Here is a 16,628-nt window from a genome sequence, read left to right as displayed (position 1 = left end):
AAAGAAACGCTGCAGCCGCAAGGTCAGCGGCGGCTGCAGCTCAGATTTTTGTGCCGATTTCGTCGAGATTATAAGGCGTCGTCTGGTAAATCTCGTTGATCCAGTTGCCGAAGAGCAGATGCGCGTGGCTGCGCCAGCGGTTCTGGGGTGCGAGCGACGGATCGTTATGCGGGAAATAATTGTGCGGCATCTTGATCGGCACCCCGGCATTCACGTCGCGGAAATATTCGTCCGAAAGCGATGTGGAGTCGTATTCCACATGGTTGAACATGTAGAGCCGCTTGCCTTTTTCCTCGTGCGCGAGACACACGCCCATCTCATCGGATTCCATGAGGATTTCGAGGTTTGCGGATTTTTCGATATCGGCGCGCCGGACCTCGGTCCAGCGTGAAACCGGCACCTCGAAATTATCGGAAAAGCCGTTGAGGTAGACAGATGAGGGCTTGAGGTTCTTGTGACGATAGACGCCGAAGGCCTTTTCCTTGAGCTCGTATTTCGGAACCTTGTGGAAATGGTAGATCGCCGCCATTGCGCCCCAGCAAACATTCATGCTCGAATGAACGTTCGTCTCGGTCCAATCGAAGATCTGCTCCATTTCTTTCCAATAGGTCACGTCCTCGTAAGGCAGAGCCTCGATCGGTGCGCCCGTGATAATGAAGCCGTCGAACTTGCGATGCTTTACCTCTTCCCAGGTCTGGTAGAAGGCAAGCAAATGATCTTCGGACGTATTCTTGGCCCTATGGTTTCCAATGCGGACCAGCGAGAGCTCCACCTGCAGCGGCGAAGCGCCCACGAGGCGTGCCATCTGCAACTCCGTCTTGATCTTGTTCGGCATGAGATTGAGAAGCCCGATCTGCAAAGGGCGGATATCCTGACGGATCGCCGCCGTTTCGGTCATCACTCGCACGCCCTCATGAACGAGAGTTTCGAAAGCGGGCAGGGTATCGGGGATCTTGATAGGCATTGCGGTCACTCGATCAAACAAAGGTACCGGCAAACAAAAACCGGCGGCGAAAGAATCGCTACCGGTCCGCACGCGGCCCTTTAGCGATTTATTTAACGTGGCTGCAAGCCGGCCGGCCAAATCACCACGGAGCACACTAAATAGCGCTGGAGCCCACGCGAATCAATCGCGATTCTCGAAGTGGCGCGTTGAACCAAGGTAACTCACGCGTTAATGACTGGTAGAATCTGTTGATAGACAGGGCGCGTCACCATGTTAATCAAAGATCATGGTTCGCATGGAAGAGCATAATGGCAGACGACGTCAAAGTCAGACCGAGCATTCAAGGACAGGATAGGGTAGGTTACGATCTGAGCCTCGGATATCGCCTGAAGCTGATGTTTGCGGCATTCTGGAATTCGAAGGTCCGCAGCAAGATCGTACTTCTCGCGCTGATTCTAGTTGCTGTGATTCTGGCGACCGCTTATGGCCAGGTTATCTTGAATCGCTGGAATGCGCCGTTCTACGATTCCCTACAACGCCGGGACGTCACCGAATTCTTCCATCAGCTTGAGGTTTTCGCACTGATTGCCGGTTCACTGCTGCTCCTGAACGTCGGCCAGGCGTGGCTCAATCAGATGACCGCGCTTTACATGCGCGAAGGGTTAACCCGCGATCTCGTGGATCAATGGCTGAAGCGCAAGCGTGCGCTGCGCCTCGCTTCAACCGGCCTGATCGGCGTCAATCCGGACCAGCGATTGCATGAAGACGCCCGCAATCTTGCGGAAAGCACGACCGGCCTCACGCTCGGCCTCCTCCAGTCGACGATCCTGCTTGTCAGCTTCATCGGCGTTCTCTGGGAGCTTTCGAGCGGCTTCGTCTTCCATTTCCGCACCTATGCCTTTGCCATCCCAGGATATATGGTCTGGGCCGCGATCTTTTATGCGGCGTCCGCCTCGATTCTCAGCCAGATCGTCGGCCGGAAACTGGTGAGGCTGAACGCCGACCGCTTTTCCAAGGAGGCGGAGCTTCGCTTTTCGCTGATGCATGCCAACGAAAATATGCCAGCGATTACCGTTGCCCGCGGCGAGGAAAACGAACGTGAGCGGATCAATGGAGACATCACCTCGGTACTCGCCATCCTGAAGCGCCTGACGATGGCGACCACCAACCTCACCTGGGTTTCGGCCGGCTACGGCTGGCTGGTCATCGTCATTCCGATCATCGTTGCCGCTCCCGCCTATTTTTCGGGAAGCCTGACCTTCGGTGAACTGATGATGTCCGTCGGCGCCTTCAACCAGGTGAACACCGCACTGCGCTGGTATGTCGCCAATTTTGGTCCGATTGCCGAATGGCGTGCCACGTTGATGCGCGTGACTGATTTCCGCNCACTGCGCTGGTATGTCGCCAATTTTGGTCCGATTGCCGAATGGCGTGCCACGTTGATGCGCGTGACTGATTTCCGCCACGCCTTGCAGGGCATGGACGAGCCGCTCAATCCGAAGAATGCGATCGCCTACGAGGATAACGCGGATACGCTGACCCTCAGGAATGTCACGATCGCAGCCAAGCTCGGCGAGGAGATCGACCAGTGCGGCGGCTTTGCCGTTCGCGAGACGGATGTCACGATCAGGGCTGGCGAGAAGGTCATGATCAATGGCGATCACAATGTGAATCGCAAACTGCTGTTCCAGGCGCTCGCCGGCCTCTGGCCCTGCGGCCACGGCAAGATAGGGCTGCCGCCTGCCAAGGACATTCTCTTCTTTCCGCAGGTAGCCTATGTACCGGGCGGCACGCTACGCGAAGCACTGTCCTTCCCGGAGCCGGCGACCACCTACAATAAGGAAGATGTCGAAACAGCACTTGAAAAAGCCGGCCTTGGTCACCTCGTCACACGTCTCGATACACGAGCCCGCTGGGACAAGGTGCTGGATTCCGACGAGCAGAAGGCGATCGGCTTTGCCCGCCTGCTGCTCGTTCGCCCGCGCTGGATCATTTTCGATGAAGTGCTGGAAGGGCTTGAGCTGGAATGGCAATCAACGCTGATTGAGGTACTAACGATGCTGTCCGGGTCCACCATGATCTATATCGGAAGATCCGACGCTTACCTCGAAGCGTTCAATCCGCGCACCTTGCATTTGCACCCGCTGGCGGCAAAAATCGAGCAACCGACTGTTCCAAAGACCGGGACTGGCACAGCGCATGCACCGGCTCCTGCCCTTTGAATAGTTGGTTAACATCTGCCACATGAAACAGTAAGGCGCAATTTCCTATCAGCCTTCCAGCTCTTCGCGCAGCATTTCGAGCTCCAGCCATTCCTCTTCCATTGCCGTCAGGCTGTCGCGTAGCTTTTCCATCTCCGCCGCAAACCGATTGAAGGTGGCGGGATCCTTGCTGAATAGATTGGGGTCTGCCATCTTTTCTTCGCGCTTTGCGATTTCAGCTTCTGCTTTGGCTATCTCCTTCGGCAGGTTTTCGAGGGCGAATTTCTGCTTGTAGGAGAGCTTGACCTTGCCCTTCGAGGCGTCTGCTGCAGGTGTCGTGGGCTCAGCTCTCGGCTTTTCCGCGGCCTTTTCGGCCCTCCTTCGCTCCTCCATTGCGCCCTTGCGCTGGGCAAGCATGTCGGAATAGCCGCCGGCATACTCGATCCAGCGCCCATCGGGCGCATCGGGAACGGTGGGTGCAATGGTCGATGTCACCGTACGGTCGAGAAAATCGCGGTCGTGGCTGACGACGATGACGGTGCCGGGGAACCCGGCCACGATTTCCTGCAGCAGGTCCAGAGTCTCGAGATCGAGATCGTTGGTTGGTTCGTCGAGGATCAAAAGGTTGGTCGGCCGAGAGAGGATGCGCGCCAGCATCAGCCGCGCGCGCTCGCCGCCCGACAAGTTCTTGATCGGCGTGCGCGCCTGTTCCGGCTGAAAGAGGAATTCCTTCATGTAACCGGTCACATGCCGCTGCTCGCCGTTCACCAGCAGGCTCTCGCCGCGCCCGTCTGTCAGGTAGTTCGCGAGCGTATTCTCTGGATCGATATCGTCGCGCTTCTGGTCGAGTGTTGCAATTTCGAGGTTGGTGCCGAGCTTCACCGTGCCGCTATCCGGCGCGAGCTGTCCCGTCAGCATCTTCAGAAGCGTCGTCTTGCCCGCGCCGTTTGGCCCGACCAGACCGATGCAATCGCCGCGATGGACGCGGATTGAAAACGGCGCCACGATCAAACGGTCGCCGAAGGTCTTGGTAATCTTCTCTGCTTCGATCACGAGCTTGCCGGATTCCTGCGCGTCGGACACGGCAGCCTGCACAGTTCCCTGCGGCCNTCTTCTCTGCTTCGATCACGAGCTTGCCGGATTCCTGCGCGTCGGACACGGCAGCCTGCACAGTTCCCTGCGGCCCCTTGTGGCCCCGATACTGGGAGCGCATGGTTTGCAGTTCGCCGAGGCGGCGCATATTGCGCTTGCGCCGCGCCGTCACGCCGTAACGCAGCCAATGCTCCTCGCGCTCGATCGCCTTACCAAGTTTGTGTTGTTCCAGCTCTTCCGCCTCAAGCACTTGATCGCGCCACGCTTCGAAATGCGCAAAGCCACGGTCGAGCCGCCGCGACGTGCCGCGGTCGAGCCAGACGGTCGCGGTCGAGACCTTTTCGAGGAAACGACGGTCGTGGGAAATTAGGACCAGAGCGCTCCGGCTTTTCTGAAGTTCACCTTCCAGCCATTCGATGGTCGGAAGGTCGAGATGGTTCGTCGGCTCATCAAGTAGGAGAATATCCGGTTCGGGCGCCAGCACGCGGGCAAGCGCGGCCCGTCGCGCTTCGCCGCCAGAGAGGTTGTTCGGGTCCTCTTCGCCGGTGAGGCCGAGATGCGAGAGAAGGTAGGCCACGCGATAAGGATCATCGCCCGGTCCGAGACCGGCTTCCGCATAAGCTTGCACGGTCTTGAACCCCGCAAAATCCGGAGCCTGCTCCAGATAGCGCACCGTCGAGGACGGATGGCGGAAAACCTCGCCCGATTGCGCTTCAACGATCCCGGCCGCGATCTTCAGAAGGGTCGATTTGCCCGAACCGTTGCGGCCGACCAGACAGATCTTGTCGCCGGACTCGACTTGCAGGTTCGCGCCGGCCAAGAGAGGCGTGCCGCCGAAGTTCAGGAAGATATCATCGAGTTTCAGGATGGGAGGGGCCAAAATCAGACTCCGGAAAGATCATAGGGACGGGCAAGGATGATCGCCCGGCCGCTGCCGAGCGTGAAGCGAACCTTGCCTTCCGCAACGTTGGAAATGGTGCGCGAGGAGCCGAAGGGCAAATGAAAATCGGCGAGCGGGTAGCGTGCATTCTCGATGAAAAGACCATGCAGCTCGCTGAAGCCGGACACCGAAAACAAACTGTTCTTCGGCAAGTCGAGCACGATCGAACCGGCGAGAAGCGGCACGGCCTCCTCCGTTCCGGAGGTGAGCAGAATGTCAAAACCCTGTTCGGCGAGGCTGACGGCATAGAGCAGGTGCTGCAGCGCATGGTCCGAGCGCTCGCCACTGAGCGCGCCGGCAAGGACCAGGCGCCGTGCACCGCGGGCAATTGCCTCTGCCACGGCGATTTCGCCGTCCGTTGCGGCTTTGGCGGCGGGGTAGGGCTGTTTCGGGACGTCCGGAAACGTGCCTTCCAGATCCGGCGGCGTCGAATCAAAATCCCCGACCCAAAGCTCCGGAACCACGCCGAGTGCTGCCGCATGCCGCATGCCGCCGTCGGCCGCGATGAAGCGGCTGCCCGAGATTGCAGAACGCAGACGTTCGGTCGGGCTGAGTTCGCCGCCGAGCAGGATCGTGAAGATGGATTGGCTCATGGGCATGCCCATAGCGCAAAGCGGGGGTCAAGGGAAAGGGGCAGGTCAGCCGGGCATATCCTTGTCGCGCGACAGGAAGACCTTTTCGTAGCCGCCGATGAAACGCTCGAAGAGCGCGGCAAAGGCATCCACATCCTCTCTCGGCCAATCGGCCACGATCTCGGAAACGATCGACAGCTTCTGCGCCTTCATTTCCGAAAGAAGCCGCTGTCCAAGCGGAGTCATCACGACGATGATGCGCCGTGCGTCCGCCTGCGATGCCTCGCGGCGAAGCACGTTGCGTCCGACCATATCCGCGACCACGCGGCTTGCGCGAGATGGGTCGATGCGCAGCATCTCGGCGATCGCGCCAACTGTGACTTCGCCGGCCGGCTGGGCCCTGCGGATCGCATCCAAAACATCGAGATGGGAGAGTTCGAGACCCGGCGCCACACTCTGGATCGCCAGCCGCCCAATCAGCCGGCGGCCGGTCATCAGGCGCATGCGGGTCATGCTCCGGCCAATGCGGGGAACGCCGTCCACATCAAGAGACGTGGCGTCGGATTCATCAGGTTGGGACGCGGTTTCGCTCATATATGAATCATAACAGAGCGTTTGCCAAATGAGAACATGCTTGTGTCATTCGCATGCCATTGACATTTATATGCTATAGGCACATAACCAACCGGTAAAAGTCGGAACAATGTTTTCATGGATATGCAAACAGTGCCCACGCCGCTCGTGACGGATCACCGGCGGCGGCTCATACTCTTCTTTTTCCTGATGACGGCCATGTTCATGGCGACGCTCGACAATCAGATCGTCTCGACGGCACTTCCAACGATCGTCGGGGAGTTCGGCCATCTGGAACGCTTCGGATGGATCGGCTCGGCCTATTTGCTGTCGCTGAGCGCCGTCATGCCGGTCTACGGCAAGCTCGGCGATCTGTTTGGCCGCAAATATGTGATGATGACGTCAGTCGCCATATTCACCATCGGCTCGGCCGTATGCGGTTTGGCCGTATCGATGAATACGCTGATTGCTGCTCGCATTCTGCAGGGGCTTGGCGGTGGTGGCATTATGGTTTCAATCTTTGCCGTCAACGCCGATCTCTTCGAACCGCGCGAAAGAGCCCGCTACCAGAGTTACTCCAGCCTCGTCCTGATGGCGTCGAGCGCCGTTGGACCAGTTCTTGGCGGCATGATGAGCGACCTCTTCGGCTGGCGTTCGATCTTTCTCATCAATGTGCCCATCGGCTTTGCCGTGCTCGCGGGCCTTGCCTTCATGCTACCCTACCGCAAGCCGCATCGCCGCCCGAAGATCGACTACGCCGGCGCAGCACTTTTGGCGATGACAACGACGAGCATTGTGTTGACGGCCGATGGCAGCCAACTTTTCGGCTCTCTCGTTTCGCCTCTAAGTCTGAGCATCATCGGCTTCGGCGCCATCTGCGCGATCGCCTGGGTTTTTGTGGAGCGTCGTGCGCCCGAGCCGATCCTGCCGCTGCCGCTCTTTCGCAATTCGACCTTCAGCCNGTGGAGCGTCGTGCGCCCGAGCCGATCCTGCCGCTGCCGCTCTTTCGCAATTCGACCTTCAGCCTCTTGCTGGTGATCTCCGTCATGAGTGGTGGAATCGCGATCGGCATGGTGAATTATTTTGCGCTGTTTCTGCAGACGACCACGGGCCTTTCGCCATCGCGGGCGGGCTTGCTCTTCATTCTTCTCACGGGCGGGCTGGTTTGCGGTTCGCTTTCCGCCGGGCGGATCATTTCGAAGACAGGACGCTACAAACCCTTCGCAGTTGCAAGCTTCTCGTGCAGTGCGGTCGCCTTCGCCACGCTCTCGCAAGTTCATGCAGGTACCCCGATCGCCTTCATCGGCGCGCTCATGATGATACATGGGATCGGCATCGGTCTCGCTCAGCAGGTGCCGGTGATCGGCGTGCAGAATGCAGCTCATGCCGGTGATGTCGGCGCCGCGACCGGCTCTGTGACCCTTTCGCGAATGGGCGGCGCCTCGATCGCCATTTCGATCTATGGCGCGATTATCGGCTCGCAGCTTGCAAAAATCGGCCACTCCATTCCCCTTGTTGCCGATGTCGAGCAACTGACGCCGAAGATGATGGCTGCCCTTCCCGAAGCAAGCCGCCTGGCTGTCGCCGATGCTTATGCCGCAGCCTTCATGCCGCTCTTCATGACCTCCTGCGCCATTGCCCTGATAGGGCTTGCAGCGGCACTCATGCTGAGGCCGGTTCAGCTCCCTCGATCGCGTGAAGAGATAAGTCCGGCAACAGCGGCCGCCGAAGCTGCCGAATAGGCGCGGAAGCTCCGCTTCGCCCTTGTCACAGCGACTTCATGACGATACATCTGCCGACGCTCTAACGGGGTGCCGCGTGTCCGAAGACATCCGGCTGAGAGGCTTCGAGCCAACCCGCGGAACCTGATCCGGTTAACACCGGCGGAGGGATTAGACGCGTGACATTCGGCAACGCCCTTTTCCCGTTCAAACGAAACTCAAGGAGGAGGCGTGCCATGTCCGGCCGCACATCGATCATCTCTTCGCTGACCGCAGCATTTTTCGCCGCGACGCTTGGCTTGTCTGCCGCGCACGCCGCGGGAAAGACGCTCACCATCTATACTTATGAAAGCTTCACGTCCGAATGGGGACCTGGACCTAAGGTCAAGGAGGCTTTTGAGAAGACATGCGGCTGCACGGTCAATTTCGTCAGCGTTGCCGATGGCGTCGCACTGCTTTCGCGCTTGAAGCTCGAGGGGGCCTCCACCAAAGCTGACGTCGTCCTCGGCATCGACACGAGCCTTGTCACCGAAGCCAAGGAAACCGGCCTGTTCGACGCAAGCGGTGTCGATGCCGGCGCTCTGAAGGTGCCGGGCGGCTTCGTGGACGATGTCTTCGTTCCCTACGACTACGGCCACTTTGCGATCATCTACGACACACAGACGATCAAGAACCCGCCGCAGAGCATGAAGGATCTGGTCGAGGGCGATCCCGCGCAGAAGATCGTCATCGAGGATCCGCGAACCTCGACGCCCGGTCTTGGCCTGCTGCTCTGGATCAAATCCATTTACGGCGACAAGGCGCCGGAAGCTTGGGCCCGACTCAAGAACCGCATCCTGACGGTCACGCCCGGCTGGTCCGAAGCCTATGGCCTGTTCACCAAGGGTGAGGCACCGATGGTGCTCTCTTACACCACGTCCCCAGCCTACCATATGGTCGTCGAAAAAACTGATCGCTATCAGGCCGCAGCTTTCTCTGAAGGCCATTTTATCCAGATCGAAGTCGCAGGTCTTCTGAAGAATGCGCCGACCAAGGATCTCGCTCGCGATTTCCTGAAATTCATGGTGACACCCGCCTTCCAGGATACCATCCCGACGAACAATTGGATGATGCCCGTTTCCGCAACCTCTGAGCCGCTCCCCGACGCCTTTAACAAGCTCGTCAATCCGGCCAAGACCTTCTCGATGAGCCCTGACGACGTCGCCAGGAATCGCAAGGCCTGGATCGACGAGTGGCTCGCAGCGATGAGCATGAACTGATGCTGCAGACCGCAGCTGAACAACAGCGTGCATTGACCGGCGGGGTGATCAGCCTCGCCGCCGTCACGTTGTTTGTCGGCCTTGCAGCATTCTCGTTGCTTTTTGCCGGTGGGGGATCGGCCATCGCCGGCATTCTTTTCGATCCTTATATTCTGCGTGTGCTGCGCTTCACGCTGCTGCAAGCGCTGCTTTCAACCGCACTTTCCATCGCCTTAGCAATTCCGGTTGCACGCGCGCTCGCTCGCCAGCCGCATTTTATAGGCCGCATCTGGATCATCCGCCTGATGGCGATTCCAATGGGGCTGCCAGTGCTGATCGGAGCACTCGGCCTGATTGGCATATGGGGCAGGCAGGGGTTGTTGAACTCTCTGCTGGTGAAGGTCGGGCTCGACGAACCGATAAGCATCTATGGGCTCACGGGCATCCTTCTCGCCCATATCTTCTTCAACCTGCCGCTTGCCTGCCGGCTGATCCTCGCGGGTCTCGAACGAGTGCCTGCCGAATACTGGCTGATGGCAAGCGGTCTCGGCATGCGGCCCCGCTCGGTTTTCCGCTTCATTGAATGGCCGGCGATCCGCCCGCTCATTCCCGGGATCGGTGGATTGATCTTCATGCTCTGCGCCACCAGCTTCACACTGGTGCTGACCCTCGGCGGTGGCCCGGCGGCGACCACGATCGAAGTTGCGATCTACCAGTCGCTTCGCTTCGATTTCGATCCCGGCCGCGCAATCGCCTTGTCGCTCCTGCAGATCGCGCTCACGGCGGCGATCCTGGGCGCGATGGCATTCTTTCCACCGGCCGGAGATGAAGGCTTGACCACAGGCAGGGACATCAAGCGGCTGGATGGCAAAGGCCCAGGTGCCCGATTGGCCGACAGGCTCTTGTTGCTGATCGCCGTGCTTTTCCTCGGCTTGCCGCTTCTATCCGTTATCACGGCAGGATTGCATGCCGATCTCATAAAGCTGCTGCAGGAGCCGATCTTCTGGCAGTCGGCCGGAACGAGCTTCGCAATCTCGCTCACCGCGGCTCTGCTTTCAGTCGCCCTTTCGATGGCCATGATACGTGCCCGGCATGCAATTGTATCGAAACGGCGGCGAGGCATTACCGACCGATCCTTCTTTACGGCCATGGGCAGCGCTTCGTCGATGGTCCTGCTCGTGCCGCCGATCGTGCTTGCGACCGGATGGTTCATGGCACTGCGGCCTTTCGGCGATGCGACGCGCTTTGCGGCCTTGCTCGTCGTTCTCATCAATATGCTGATGGCGCTTCCCTTTGTCATGCGCGTACTGGAGCCGGCCTATGTTGTGCATCAGCGCCGGACGCAGAAACTGTCCGCAAGCCTGGGTATTGCGGGCGCTGCCCGATTGAGATTCATAGATTGGCCGGGCTTGAAGAAGCCGCTGCTCACTGCCTTGTCATTCGCCATGGCGCTCTCACTTGGCGATCTCGGCGCCGTCGCGCTCTTTGGCTCCGAGGGTTTTGTCACATTGCCCTGGCTCGTTTATAGCCGCATGGGCAGCTACAGGACGAACGACGCCGACGGCCTTGCGCTTATCCTCGGCGTTGTTTGTCTACTGCTGACGATCGCTGGAACCGCAGGCCAGCCAAGGCGGGAGAATGGCAATGACGGCCGCTGATCAAGCCGGGATCGAAATGGAGGACGTGCGCTTGAAGCTCGGCACGCACGCTTTCCATTTCGATTGCCGTCTGCCGGCCGGCCGGATCGTCGCGGTGAGCGGCCCTTCCGGCGCCGGAAAATCAACCTTTCTCAATCTGCTCGCCGGCTTTGAACGACCTGACGTCGGCCGCATTCGGATGCACGGCGCCGATGTGACGGCGGCCTATCCGGCGGAGCGTCCAGTCTCGGTCGTCTTCCAGGACAACAATCTCTTTGCCCATCTCGATCTCTTCACCAATGTCGGTCTGGGGATCGATTCGACATTGAAGCTCACTGCCGAGGACCGGCGAAACATTTCTGAGGCGTTCGAGAAGGTCGGCCTCGCCAATTTCGAACGGCGTATGCCCGCAACGCTTTCCGGCGGGGAGCGGCAGCGAGCAGCGTTTGCGCGGGCGCTCGTGCGAAAGCGCGCCGTTCTGCTCCTGGATGAACCTTTTGCCGCACTTGATCCGGGCTTGCGCGCAGACATGGCCGAGCTGCTGCTCGGCTTGCATATGGAGACCGGCAACACGGTGATCATCGTTTCGCATGATCCCGACGAGGTGCGTCGAATCGCCGACTACGGTGTCTTTATCGATAAAGGGGCGATCGTTCTTGCCGCGCCACTCTCCGATTATCTCGCGCGGGAGGACATGCCTGCGCTACGGCAATTTCTGCGCCGCTGACGAATCTCACGCTTGCACTGGCACTTTCGCCACAATTTCATCCGAGCGAGAGGACACCCTAACGATGCCACGCTTGCTAAAATACAACGGCGCTACAATTAAGCAGAGTCTCGCTATGCAACCGATGCGGAAATCAGTTACAGCAATGGCTTGTGTCTTCCCGTTGTGCAGTGCGAGAACCGGGATGGACGACTGTTGAACCCCGTTGGAAGCGGCCGGATCAGACATGCGGCAAACCGGCCTAAAAGCAAGATGACTCGGAGAGCCAGACTGGACAGCATGACGACGTGGAAACGCCCCGCGCCCTCCAGTAACGTGCTTTCTGTGCCATACCGGTGGAGCCGCCGCGCATTACTCGTGTCTGCGGCCGCAGTTGCGCTTAATGGCTGCCAGTCGATCATCGAACAATCGTATCAGCCGACCGTCTCTCCCTCTGCCAATCCGCAGATCGTCGATGAAGTACAAAAGAACGATCCACGTGCCGCCATGGGTGCGCGCGAACATCCGCGTATCGTTGCGAGCTACGGCGGCGAATACAAGGATGCCAAGACCGAACGCCTCGTTGCCCGCATTGCCGGCGCGCTGACGGCGGTTTCGGAAAATCCGAGCCAGTCCTATCGCATCACGATTTTGAATTCACCGGCGATCAATGCTTTTGCACTGCCGGGCGGCTATCTCTATGTAACCCGCGGCCTGCTGGCACTCGCCAACGATGCTTCGGAAGTCGCAGCCGTGCTGTCGCATGAAATGGGTCACGTGACGGCCAATCACGGCATCGAGCGGCAGAAGCGCGAAGAGGCTGAGGTCATTGCAAGCCGCGTGGTTGCCGAGGTGCTGTCGAGCGACATCGCTGGTAAGCAAGCTCTCGCGCGAGGCAAGCTGCGTCTTGCGGCTTTCTCCCGCCAGCAGGAACTGCAGGCCGACGTGATTGGTGTGCGCATGCTTGGCGAAGCGGGTTATGACCCTTATGCCGCCACGCGCTTCCTCGATTCGATGGCTGCCTACAGCCGCTTCATGTCTGCCGATCCTGACGCCGACCAAAGCCTGGACTTCCTTTCGAGCCACCCGAACTCGGTGCAGCGCATCGAGCTTTCGCGCGATCACGCCCGCGCCTTCGGCCAGGAAGGGACGGTCGGTGACAAGGGAAGGGGCTACTATCTCGATGGCATCGACGGTCTTCTCTATGGCGACAGTCCGGAGGAAGGCTATGTTCGCGGCCAGACCTTCCTGCATGGCGGTCTCGGCATTCGCTTCGACGTGCCGCCGGATTTCAGCATCGACAACAAAGTCGAAGCCGTCATGGCAACCGGTCCGGGAGACGTGGCTATCCGCTTTGACGGCGTTGCCGGCAACGACAACCAGAGCTTGACGAATTACATTTCGAGCGGCTGGGTCACTGGTCTCGATCCTTCGACGATCCGGCCGATCACCGTTAACGGCATGGAAGCGGCAACGGCCCGTGCCACAGCGGATCGATGGGATTTCGATGTTACGGTGGTGCGCAATAATTCGCAGATCTTCCGCTTCCTGACGGCCGTTCCAAAGGGCAGTGCCGTCTTGCAGCAGACGGCAGACGTGTTGCGCGCCAGCTTCCGCCGCATGACGCCGCAGGAGGCGGCAACGCTGAAGCCCCTGAGAATCCGCGTCGTCACCGTTCGTCCCGGCGAAAACGTCGCAACGCTGGCGGCCCGAATGCTTGGCACGGATCGTAAACTCGACCTCTTCAAACTGATCAATGCCCTGCGGGCCGGCGGCACGGTTTCGCCCGGCGACCGCGTGAAGATCATTTCCGAATAAAAAAGAACCCGGCTTTCACCGGGTGAGTTTGTGCTGCTGGGAGTAAAGGCTCTTAGGCGTGAGCCGCCATATGCGGATCCGCATTGACAAGCGCGCTGCGCAATTTTTCCATGGCGCGGCTTTCGATCTGGCGAACGCGTTCCTTCGAAATTCCGAGATCGGCGCCGAGTTCCTCGAGCGTCGCGCCTTCTTCGGCAAGGCGGCGCGCTGCAATGATCTTCATTTCGCGCTCATTGAGATGTTTCAGCGCCGATGTCAGCCAGATACGGCGGCGTTCACCGTCAATCATGTTGGAAACCTGCTCGTCCGGCAGCGGATCATCGCTGACAAGGAAATCCATCTTCTCCGCGCTGTCAGCATCGCCGGAGACCGAAGGTGCCTGCAGCGAGGCGTCATTGCCCGAAAGACGCGCATCCATCGTCTGAACGTCGGCAAGGCTGACACCCAAGGCAGCCGCGATCTCCTGATGGATGGATTGAAGGGTGAGATGCGAGTCGCCTCTGGCAAGCTTGGCGCGGAGGCGGCGCAGATTGAAGAAAAGGGCCTTCTGCGCGGAACTCGTGCCGCCGCGAACAATCGACCAGTTGCGCAGGATATAGTCCTGGATCGACGCGCGGATCCACCAGCTTGCATAGGTGGAGAAGCGCACCTCGCGCTCCGGCTCAAAGCGGGCAGCGGCCTCAAGAAGTCCGACATAACCTTCCTGTACGAGATCGCTCATTGGCAGACCGAAATTCCGGAACTTGCCCGCCATGGAAATAACGAGGCGCATGTGAGCCATCGCGATCTGGTTTCGGGCGCCGCGATCCTCATTGTCCTTCCAGCGAATAGCGAGGTTATGTTCTTCTTCCCGAGCAAGATAGGGAGCCGCCATGGCGATTTTGATCATACGCCGGTCTGCAGACATGTTCTTCATATCGGTCTCCTAAAAATCAGGCCTCGTGCCCCTGAAAGAAACAAACAAGATCCGTTTCCGGAACATCGCTGTCCGAACCAATCCAGCGTCTGAATTGCATAAAGGCCCCGCTTCTGGATTTTTCAGGAGGGGGCCCTATCTCTTCGTCATGTGCCGTTAAGGCAGTAAAGCTGGACCTGTTTCTTCAAGTTGCCGGCAGGGCAATTTGGGGAAGGCATGATCCGCTCCTCATCGAACGTTGACAGGAATGCGAACGTTCGAGGGGACGAATATTTCCCGATGCAGCCCGCATTTACGTTATTTAAACGCGGCTGGCCGGGAAAAGTTCCACAAAAAAAACCCGGCACGCAGGCCGGGCTTTTTCCTAGGGAAAACAATGCTGTATTAAGCGGCTTCGTCCTGCGACTCGTCCTCTTCGGTTGCCTTGCCGCGCTTCGGACCCTTGTTGAGGTTCGTCTCGACAAGGCGGACGGCTTCAGTTTCCGACATCTTGTTCACCGCAGCGATTTCACGCGCCATGCGATCGAGTGCGGCTTCGTAGAGCTGGCGTTCGGAATAGGATTGCTCAGGCTGGTTCTCAGCGCGATAGAGATCGCGAACGACTTCGGCGATGGAAATCAGGTCGCCGGAATTGATCTTGGCATCATATTCCTGCGCACGGCGGGACCACATGGTACGCTTGACGCGCGCCTTGCCCTGCACAACCTTCAGAGCGCGCTCGACGAAATCAGTTTCAGACAGCTTGCGCATGCCGATGTTCATTGCCTTGGCAACCGGAACCTTCAGGCGCATCTTGTCCTTCTCGAAATCGATAACGAAAAGTTCGAGCTTCATGCCGGCGACTTCTTGCTCTTCGATAGCGGTGATGTTACCGACGCCGTGAGCGGGGTATACGATCGATTCACCGGTCTTGAAGCCGTGGCGTGCTGCTGAAGGTTTTTTCTGCTGGGTCGTCATACTAGTCAAAAACTCCCTGTTACGCGTCCGGCAGCGGCCGGAGCCGGGTCAGTCAGGCCCGGATGAGACGGATCCGCTCCGTCGGGTGACTTCACTCTGGTCTCACCAGACAGAAGCAAAAGAAATCCTTGCGCGCGATCGACGATCGAACGGCTCAAGGTGTTGATATCTCACGGGGAACCGCGTACGGATTTCTCTTGCTTTCGTGATGGCTTCGGCACGCTTCGTGCCTCAAATGGATCAGTTTCCGAAAACTATCATAAAAATATGAGGAAATCAATAATTTGCTTAATGTGAGCCATGCGGGCAACACATGGCACCTATATGAACGGAGCATCATATAAACGTTTACGCCCGGCTCTGATCCCGATTTCAATCGCCGGAGCCGGGCTTTTCGGAGAAATACCTCTCGAATTTGCCGACCTCTCCGTCCATTTCCTTGGCCTCCGCCATCGGTTCTTTCTTGATCGTGATGTTGGGCCAGATGCTGGCATATTCCGCATTAATCTTGAGCCACTTGTCGAGCCCCGGTTCGGTATCCGGCTTGATGGCCTCGGCGGGACATTCGGGTTCGCAGACACCGCAGTCGATGCACTCATCCGGGTGAATGACGAGAAAATTTTCGCCTTCATAGAAACAATCGACGGGGCAGACTTCCACACAATCGGTATATTTGCAGCGAATGCAATTGTCGGTCACGACATAGGTCATGAAGAACTCCAGGATTTTCACGAAAGCGGGGCCGGGCAACCTGGAACGTCGCGCCTTTCCCCTGGCCGGAGGACAGCGTGGACAGGCTTGGGAGGCAAGCACACTGTCCGGCAAGTTGACTGTGACGTATCGGCTTTGTGGCCGGATTTCAAGAATAAACGATCTGCCAAGCAGGCTCTGGCTGATAGAGTTTTCTAATCCTCGTCGGGCAATAGCCGATCGGTTGCACGCCGCTCCTTTTTCGTCGGCCGGCCGCTGCCGGCTGCACGGATGGCTTGCTCATAGGACGTGAGACGTTTTGTCTCACCCTGCGGCGGCGTCAGATCCTCGTAAAGCAGTTTTGCTTCCTCGAAAGGCCCGCGCCTCTCGCCCGGTGCCTTCACGATCAGAACCACATCCCGGCGCTCGAGTGCCAGCTCGACACGGTCGCCTGCCTTTACGATCTGGCTGGGTTGCTGTACGCGCTCGCCGTTGATACGAACGCGGCCTGATTGGATGTGGCTTTGCGCCAGAGAGCGTGATTTCACCATGCGCGTGAAGAACAGCCACTTGTCGATGCGCTGCCGCGAACCGCTCCCTGGCTGTGTCTCCCCGCTCATT

The 16,628-nt window shown here is 58.8% G+C and carries 12 protein-coding genes, 2 pseudogenes and 2 riboswitches; of the genes and pseudogenes, 6 read left to right on the top strand and 8 right to left on the bottom strand.

Features of this window, described 5'->3' with window-relative positions; translation table 11 throughout:
• Nucleotides 1-40 precede the first annotated feature (40 nt).
• A complete protein-coding gene (metA, locus tag BN1800_RS26585) occupies nucleotides 41-964 on the bottom strand; it encodes a homoserine O-acetyltransferase MetA (RefSeq protein WP_027512091.1) in 924 nt (307 codons plus the stop codon).
• A 60-nt stretch (nucleotides 965-1,024) separates the two neighbouring features.
• Nucleotides 1,025-1,102, bottom strand: a riboswitch (SAM riboswitch).
• Between the two features lie 152 nt (nucleotides 1,103-1,254).
• On the opposite strand from metA, the gene BN1800_RS26580 reads away from it, so the two are divergent.
• Nucleotides 1,255-3,168: an ABC transporter ATP-binding protein/permease gene (locus BN1800_RS26580; RefSeq protein ID WP_087001835.1), complete on the top strand. Its 1,914-nt coding sequence runs from the start codon at nucleotides 1,255-1,257 to the stop codon at nucleotides 3,166-3,168.
• Nucleotides 3,169-3,216: 48 nt separating this feature from the next.
• On the opposite strand, the pseudogene BN1800_RS26575 reads toward BN1800_RS26580, so the two are convergent.
• From BN1800_RS26575 to BN1800_RS26565, 3 genes and pseudogenes are all read right to left on the bottom strand, one after another.
• Nucleotides 3,217-5,119: pseudogene (locus tag BN1800_RS26575) on the bottom strand (ATP-binding cassette domain-containing protein).
• A 2-nt stretch (nucleotides 5,120-5,121) separates the two neighbouring features.
• Complete coding sequence (locus BN1800_RS26570; RefSeq protein ID WP_244564652.1) at nucleotides 5,122-5,778, bottom strand: thiamine diphosphokinase; 657 nt, start codon at nucleotides 5,776-5,778, stop codon at nucleotides 5,122-5,124.
• Nucleotides 5,779-5,817: 39 nt separating this feature from the next.
• Nucleotides 5,818-6,345 carry a MarR family winged helix-turn-helix transcriptional regulator gene (locus BN1800_RS26565; protein WP_087001834.1) on the bottom strand — a complete coding sequence of 176 codons (528 nt, stop codon included), beginning with the start codon at nucleotides 6,343-6,345 and terminating at the stop codon, nucleotides 5,818-5,820.
• 117 nt (nucleotides 6,346-6,462) lie between these two features.
• Here BN1800_RS26565 and BN1800_RS26560 point away from each other — a divergent pair.
• From BN1800_RS26560 to BN1800_RS26540, 5 genes and pseudogenes are all read left to right on the top strand, one after another.
• A pseudogene (locus tag BN1800_RS26560) lies at nucleotides 6,463-8,066 on the top strand (MDR family MFS transporter).
• A gap of 55 nt (nucleotides 8,067-8,121) precedes the next feature.
• Nucleotides 8,122-8,233, top strand: a riboswitch (TPP riboswitch).
• A gap of 48 nt (nucleotides 8,234-8,281) precedes the next feature.
• Entirely contained in the window at nucleotides 8,282-9,304 is a 1,023-nt protein-coding gene (gene thiB / locus BN1800_RS26555; RefSeq protein ID WP_087001833.1) for a thiamine ABC transporter substrate binding subunit, read from the top strand.
• Nucleotides 9,304-10,941, top strand: coding sequence for a thiamine/thiamine pyrophosphate ABC transporter permease ThiP (gene thiP / locus BN1800_RS26550; protein WP_087001832.1), 1,638 nt, complete (start codon nucleotides 9,304-9,306; stop codon nucleotides 10,939-10,941). The genes thiB and thiP overlap by 1 nt, the downstream gene beginning before the upstream one ends.
• Nucleotides 10,928-11,647: a thiamine ABC transporter ATP-binding protein gene (locus BN1800_RS26545; RefSeq protein WP_087001831.1), complete on the top strand. Its 720-nt coding sequence runs from the start codon at nucleotides 10,928-10,930 to the stop codon at nucleotides 11,645-11,647. Before thiP ends, BN1800_RS26545 begins: the two co-directional genes overlap by 14 nt.
• Nucleotides 11,648-11,899: 252 nt before the next feature.
• Nucleotides 11,900-13,444: a M48 family metalloprotease gene (locus BN1800_RS26540; RefSeq protein ID WP_143534096.1), complete on the top strand. Its 1,545-nt coding sequence runs from the start codon at nucleotides 11,900-11,902 to the stop codon at nucleotides 13,442-13,444.
• Between the two features lie 52 nt (nucleotides 13,445-13,496).
• Here the strand turns inward: BN1800_RS26540 and BN1800_RS26535 are convergent, their stop codons facing one another.
• From BN1800_RS26535 to BN1800_RS26520, 4 genes are all read right to left on the bottom strand, one after another.
• Complete coding sequence (locus tag BN1800_RS26535) at nucleotides 13,497-14,360, bottom strand: RNA polymerase factor sigma-32 (protein WP_027512081.1); 864 nt, start codon at nucleotides 14,358-14,360, stop codon at nucleotides 13,497-13,499.
• Between the two features lie 384 nt (nucleotides 14,361-14,744).
• The gene (locus BN1800_RS26530) at nucleotides 14,745-15,317 is read right to left on the bottom strand and encodes a CarD family transcriptional regulator (protein WP_027512080.1); all 573 of its coding nucleotides are present in this window, start codon (nucleotides 15,315-15,317) and stop codon (nucleotides 14,745-14,747) included.
• A 372-nt stretch (nucleotides 15,318-15,689) separates the two neighbouring features.
• The gene (gene fdxA, locus BN1800_RS26525; RefSeq protein WP_027512079.1) at nucleotides 15,690-16,028 is read right to left on the bottom strand and encodes a ferredoxin FdxA; all 339 of its coding nucleotides are present in this window, start codon (nucleotides 16,026-16,028) and stop codon (nucleotides 15,690-15,692) included.
• A gap of 194 nt (nucleotides 16,029-16,222) precedes the next feature.
• Nucleotides 16,223-16,627 carry an RNA-binding S4 domain-containing protein gene (locus BN1800_RS26520; RefSeq protein ID WP_087001829.1) on the bottom strand — a complete coding sequence of 135 codons (405 nt, stop codon included), beginning with the start codon at nucleotides 16,625-16,627 and terminating at the stop codon, nucleotides 16,223-16,225.
• Between the last annotated feature and the right edge of the window lies 1 nt (nucleotide 16,628).

Source organism: Rhizobium sullae, from assembly GCF_900169785.1.
Classification (GTDB): Bacteria; Pseudomonadota; Alphaproteobacteria; order Rhizobiales; family Rhizobiaceae; genus Rhizobium; species Rhizobium sullae.
The sequence above is the reverse complement of the archived record's forward strand: the minus strand, read 5'-3'. Positions and strand labels throughout refer to the sequence as shown.

Bases quoted from the DNA above. Each gene is read 5' to 3' on its own strand.
- metA (WP_027512091.1), bottom strand. From the start codon at position 964: ATGCCTATCAAGATCCCCGATACCCTGCCCGCTTTCGAAACTCTCGTT.
- BN1800_RS26570 (WP_244564652.1), bottom strand. From the start codon at position 5,778: ATGCCCATGAGCCAATCCATCTTCACGATCCTGCTCGGCGGCGAACTC.
- BN1800_RS26565 (WP_087001834.1), bottom strand. From the start codon at position 6,345: ATGAGCGAAACCGCGTCCCAACCTGATGAATCCGACGCCACGTCTCTT.
- thiB (WP_087001833.1), top strand. From the start codon at position 8,282: ATGTCCGGCCGCACATCGATCATCTCTTCGCTGACCGCAGCATTTTTC.
- thiP (WP_087001832.1), top strand. From the start codon at position 9,304: ATGCTGCAGACCGCAGCTGAACAACAGCGTGCATTGACCGGCGGGGTG.
- BN1800_RS26545 (WP_087001831.1), top strand. From the start codon at position 10,928: ATGACGGCCGCTGATCAAGCCGGGATCGAAATGGAGGACGTGCGCTTG.
- BN1800_RS26540 (WP_143534096.1), top strand. From the start codon at position 11,900: ATGACTCGGAGAGCCAGACTGGACAGCATGACGACGTGGAAACGCCCC.
- BN1800_RS26535 (WP_027512081.1), bottom strand. From the start codon at position 14,360: ATGAAGAACATGTCTGCAGACCGGCGTATGATCAAAATCGCCATGGCG.
- BN1800_RS26530 (WP_027512080.1), bottom strand. From the start codon at position 15,317: ATGACGACCCAGCAGAAAAAACCTTCAGCAGCACGCCACGGCTTCAAG.
- fdxA (WP_027512079.1), bottom strand. From the start codon at position 16,028: ATGACCTATGTCGTGACCGACAATTGCATTCGCTGCAAATATACCGAT.
- BN1800_RS26520 (WP_087001829.1), bottom strand. From the start codon at position 16,627: ATGAGCGGGGAGACACAGCCAGGGAGCGGTTCGCGGCAGCGCATCGAC.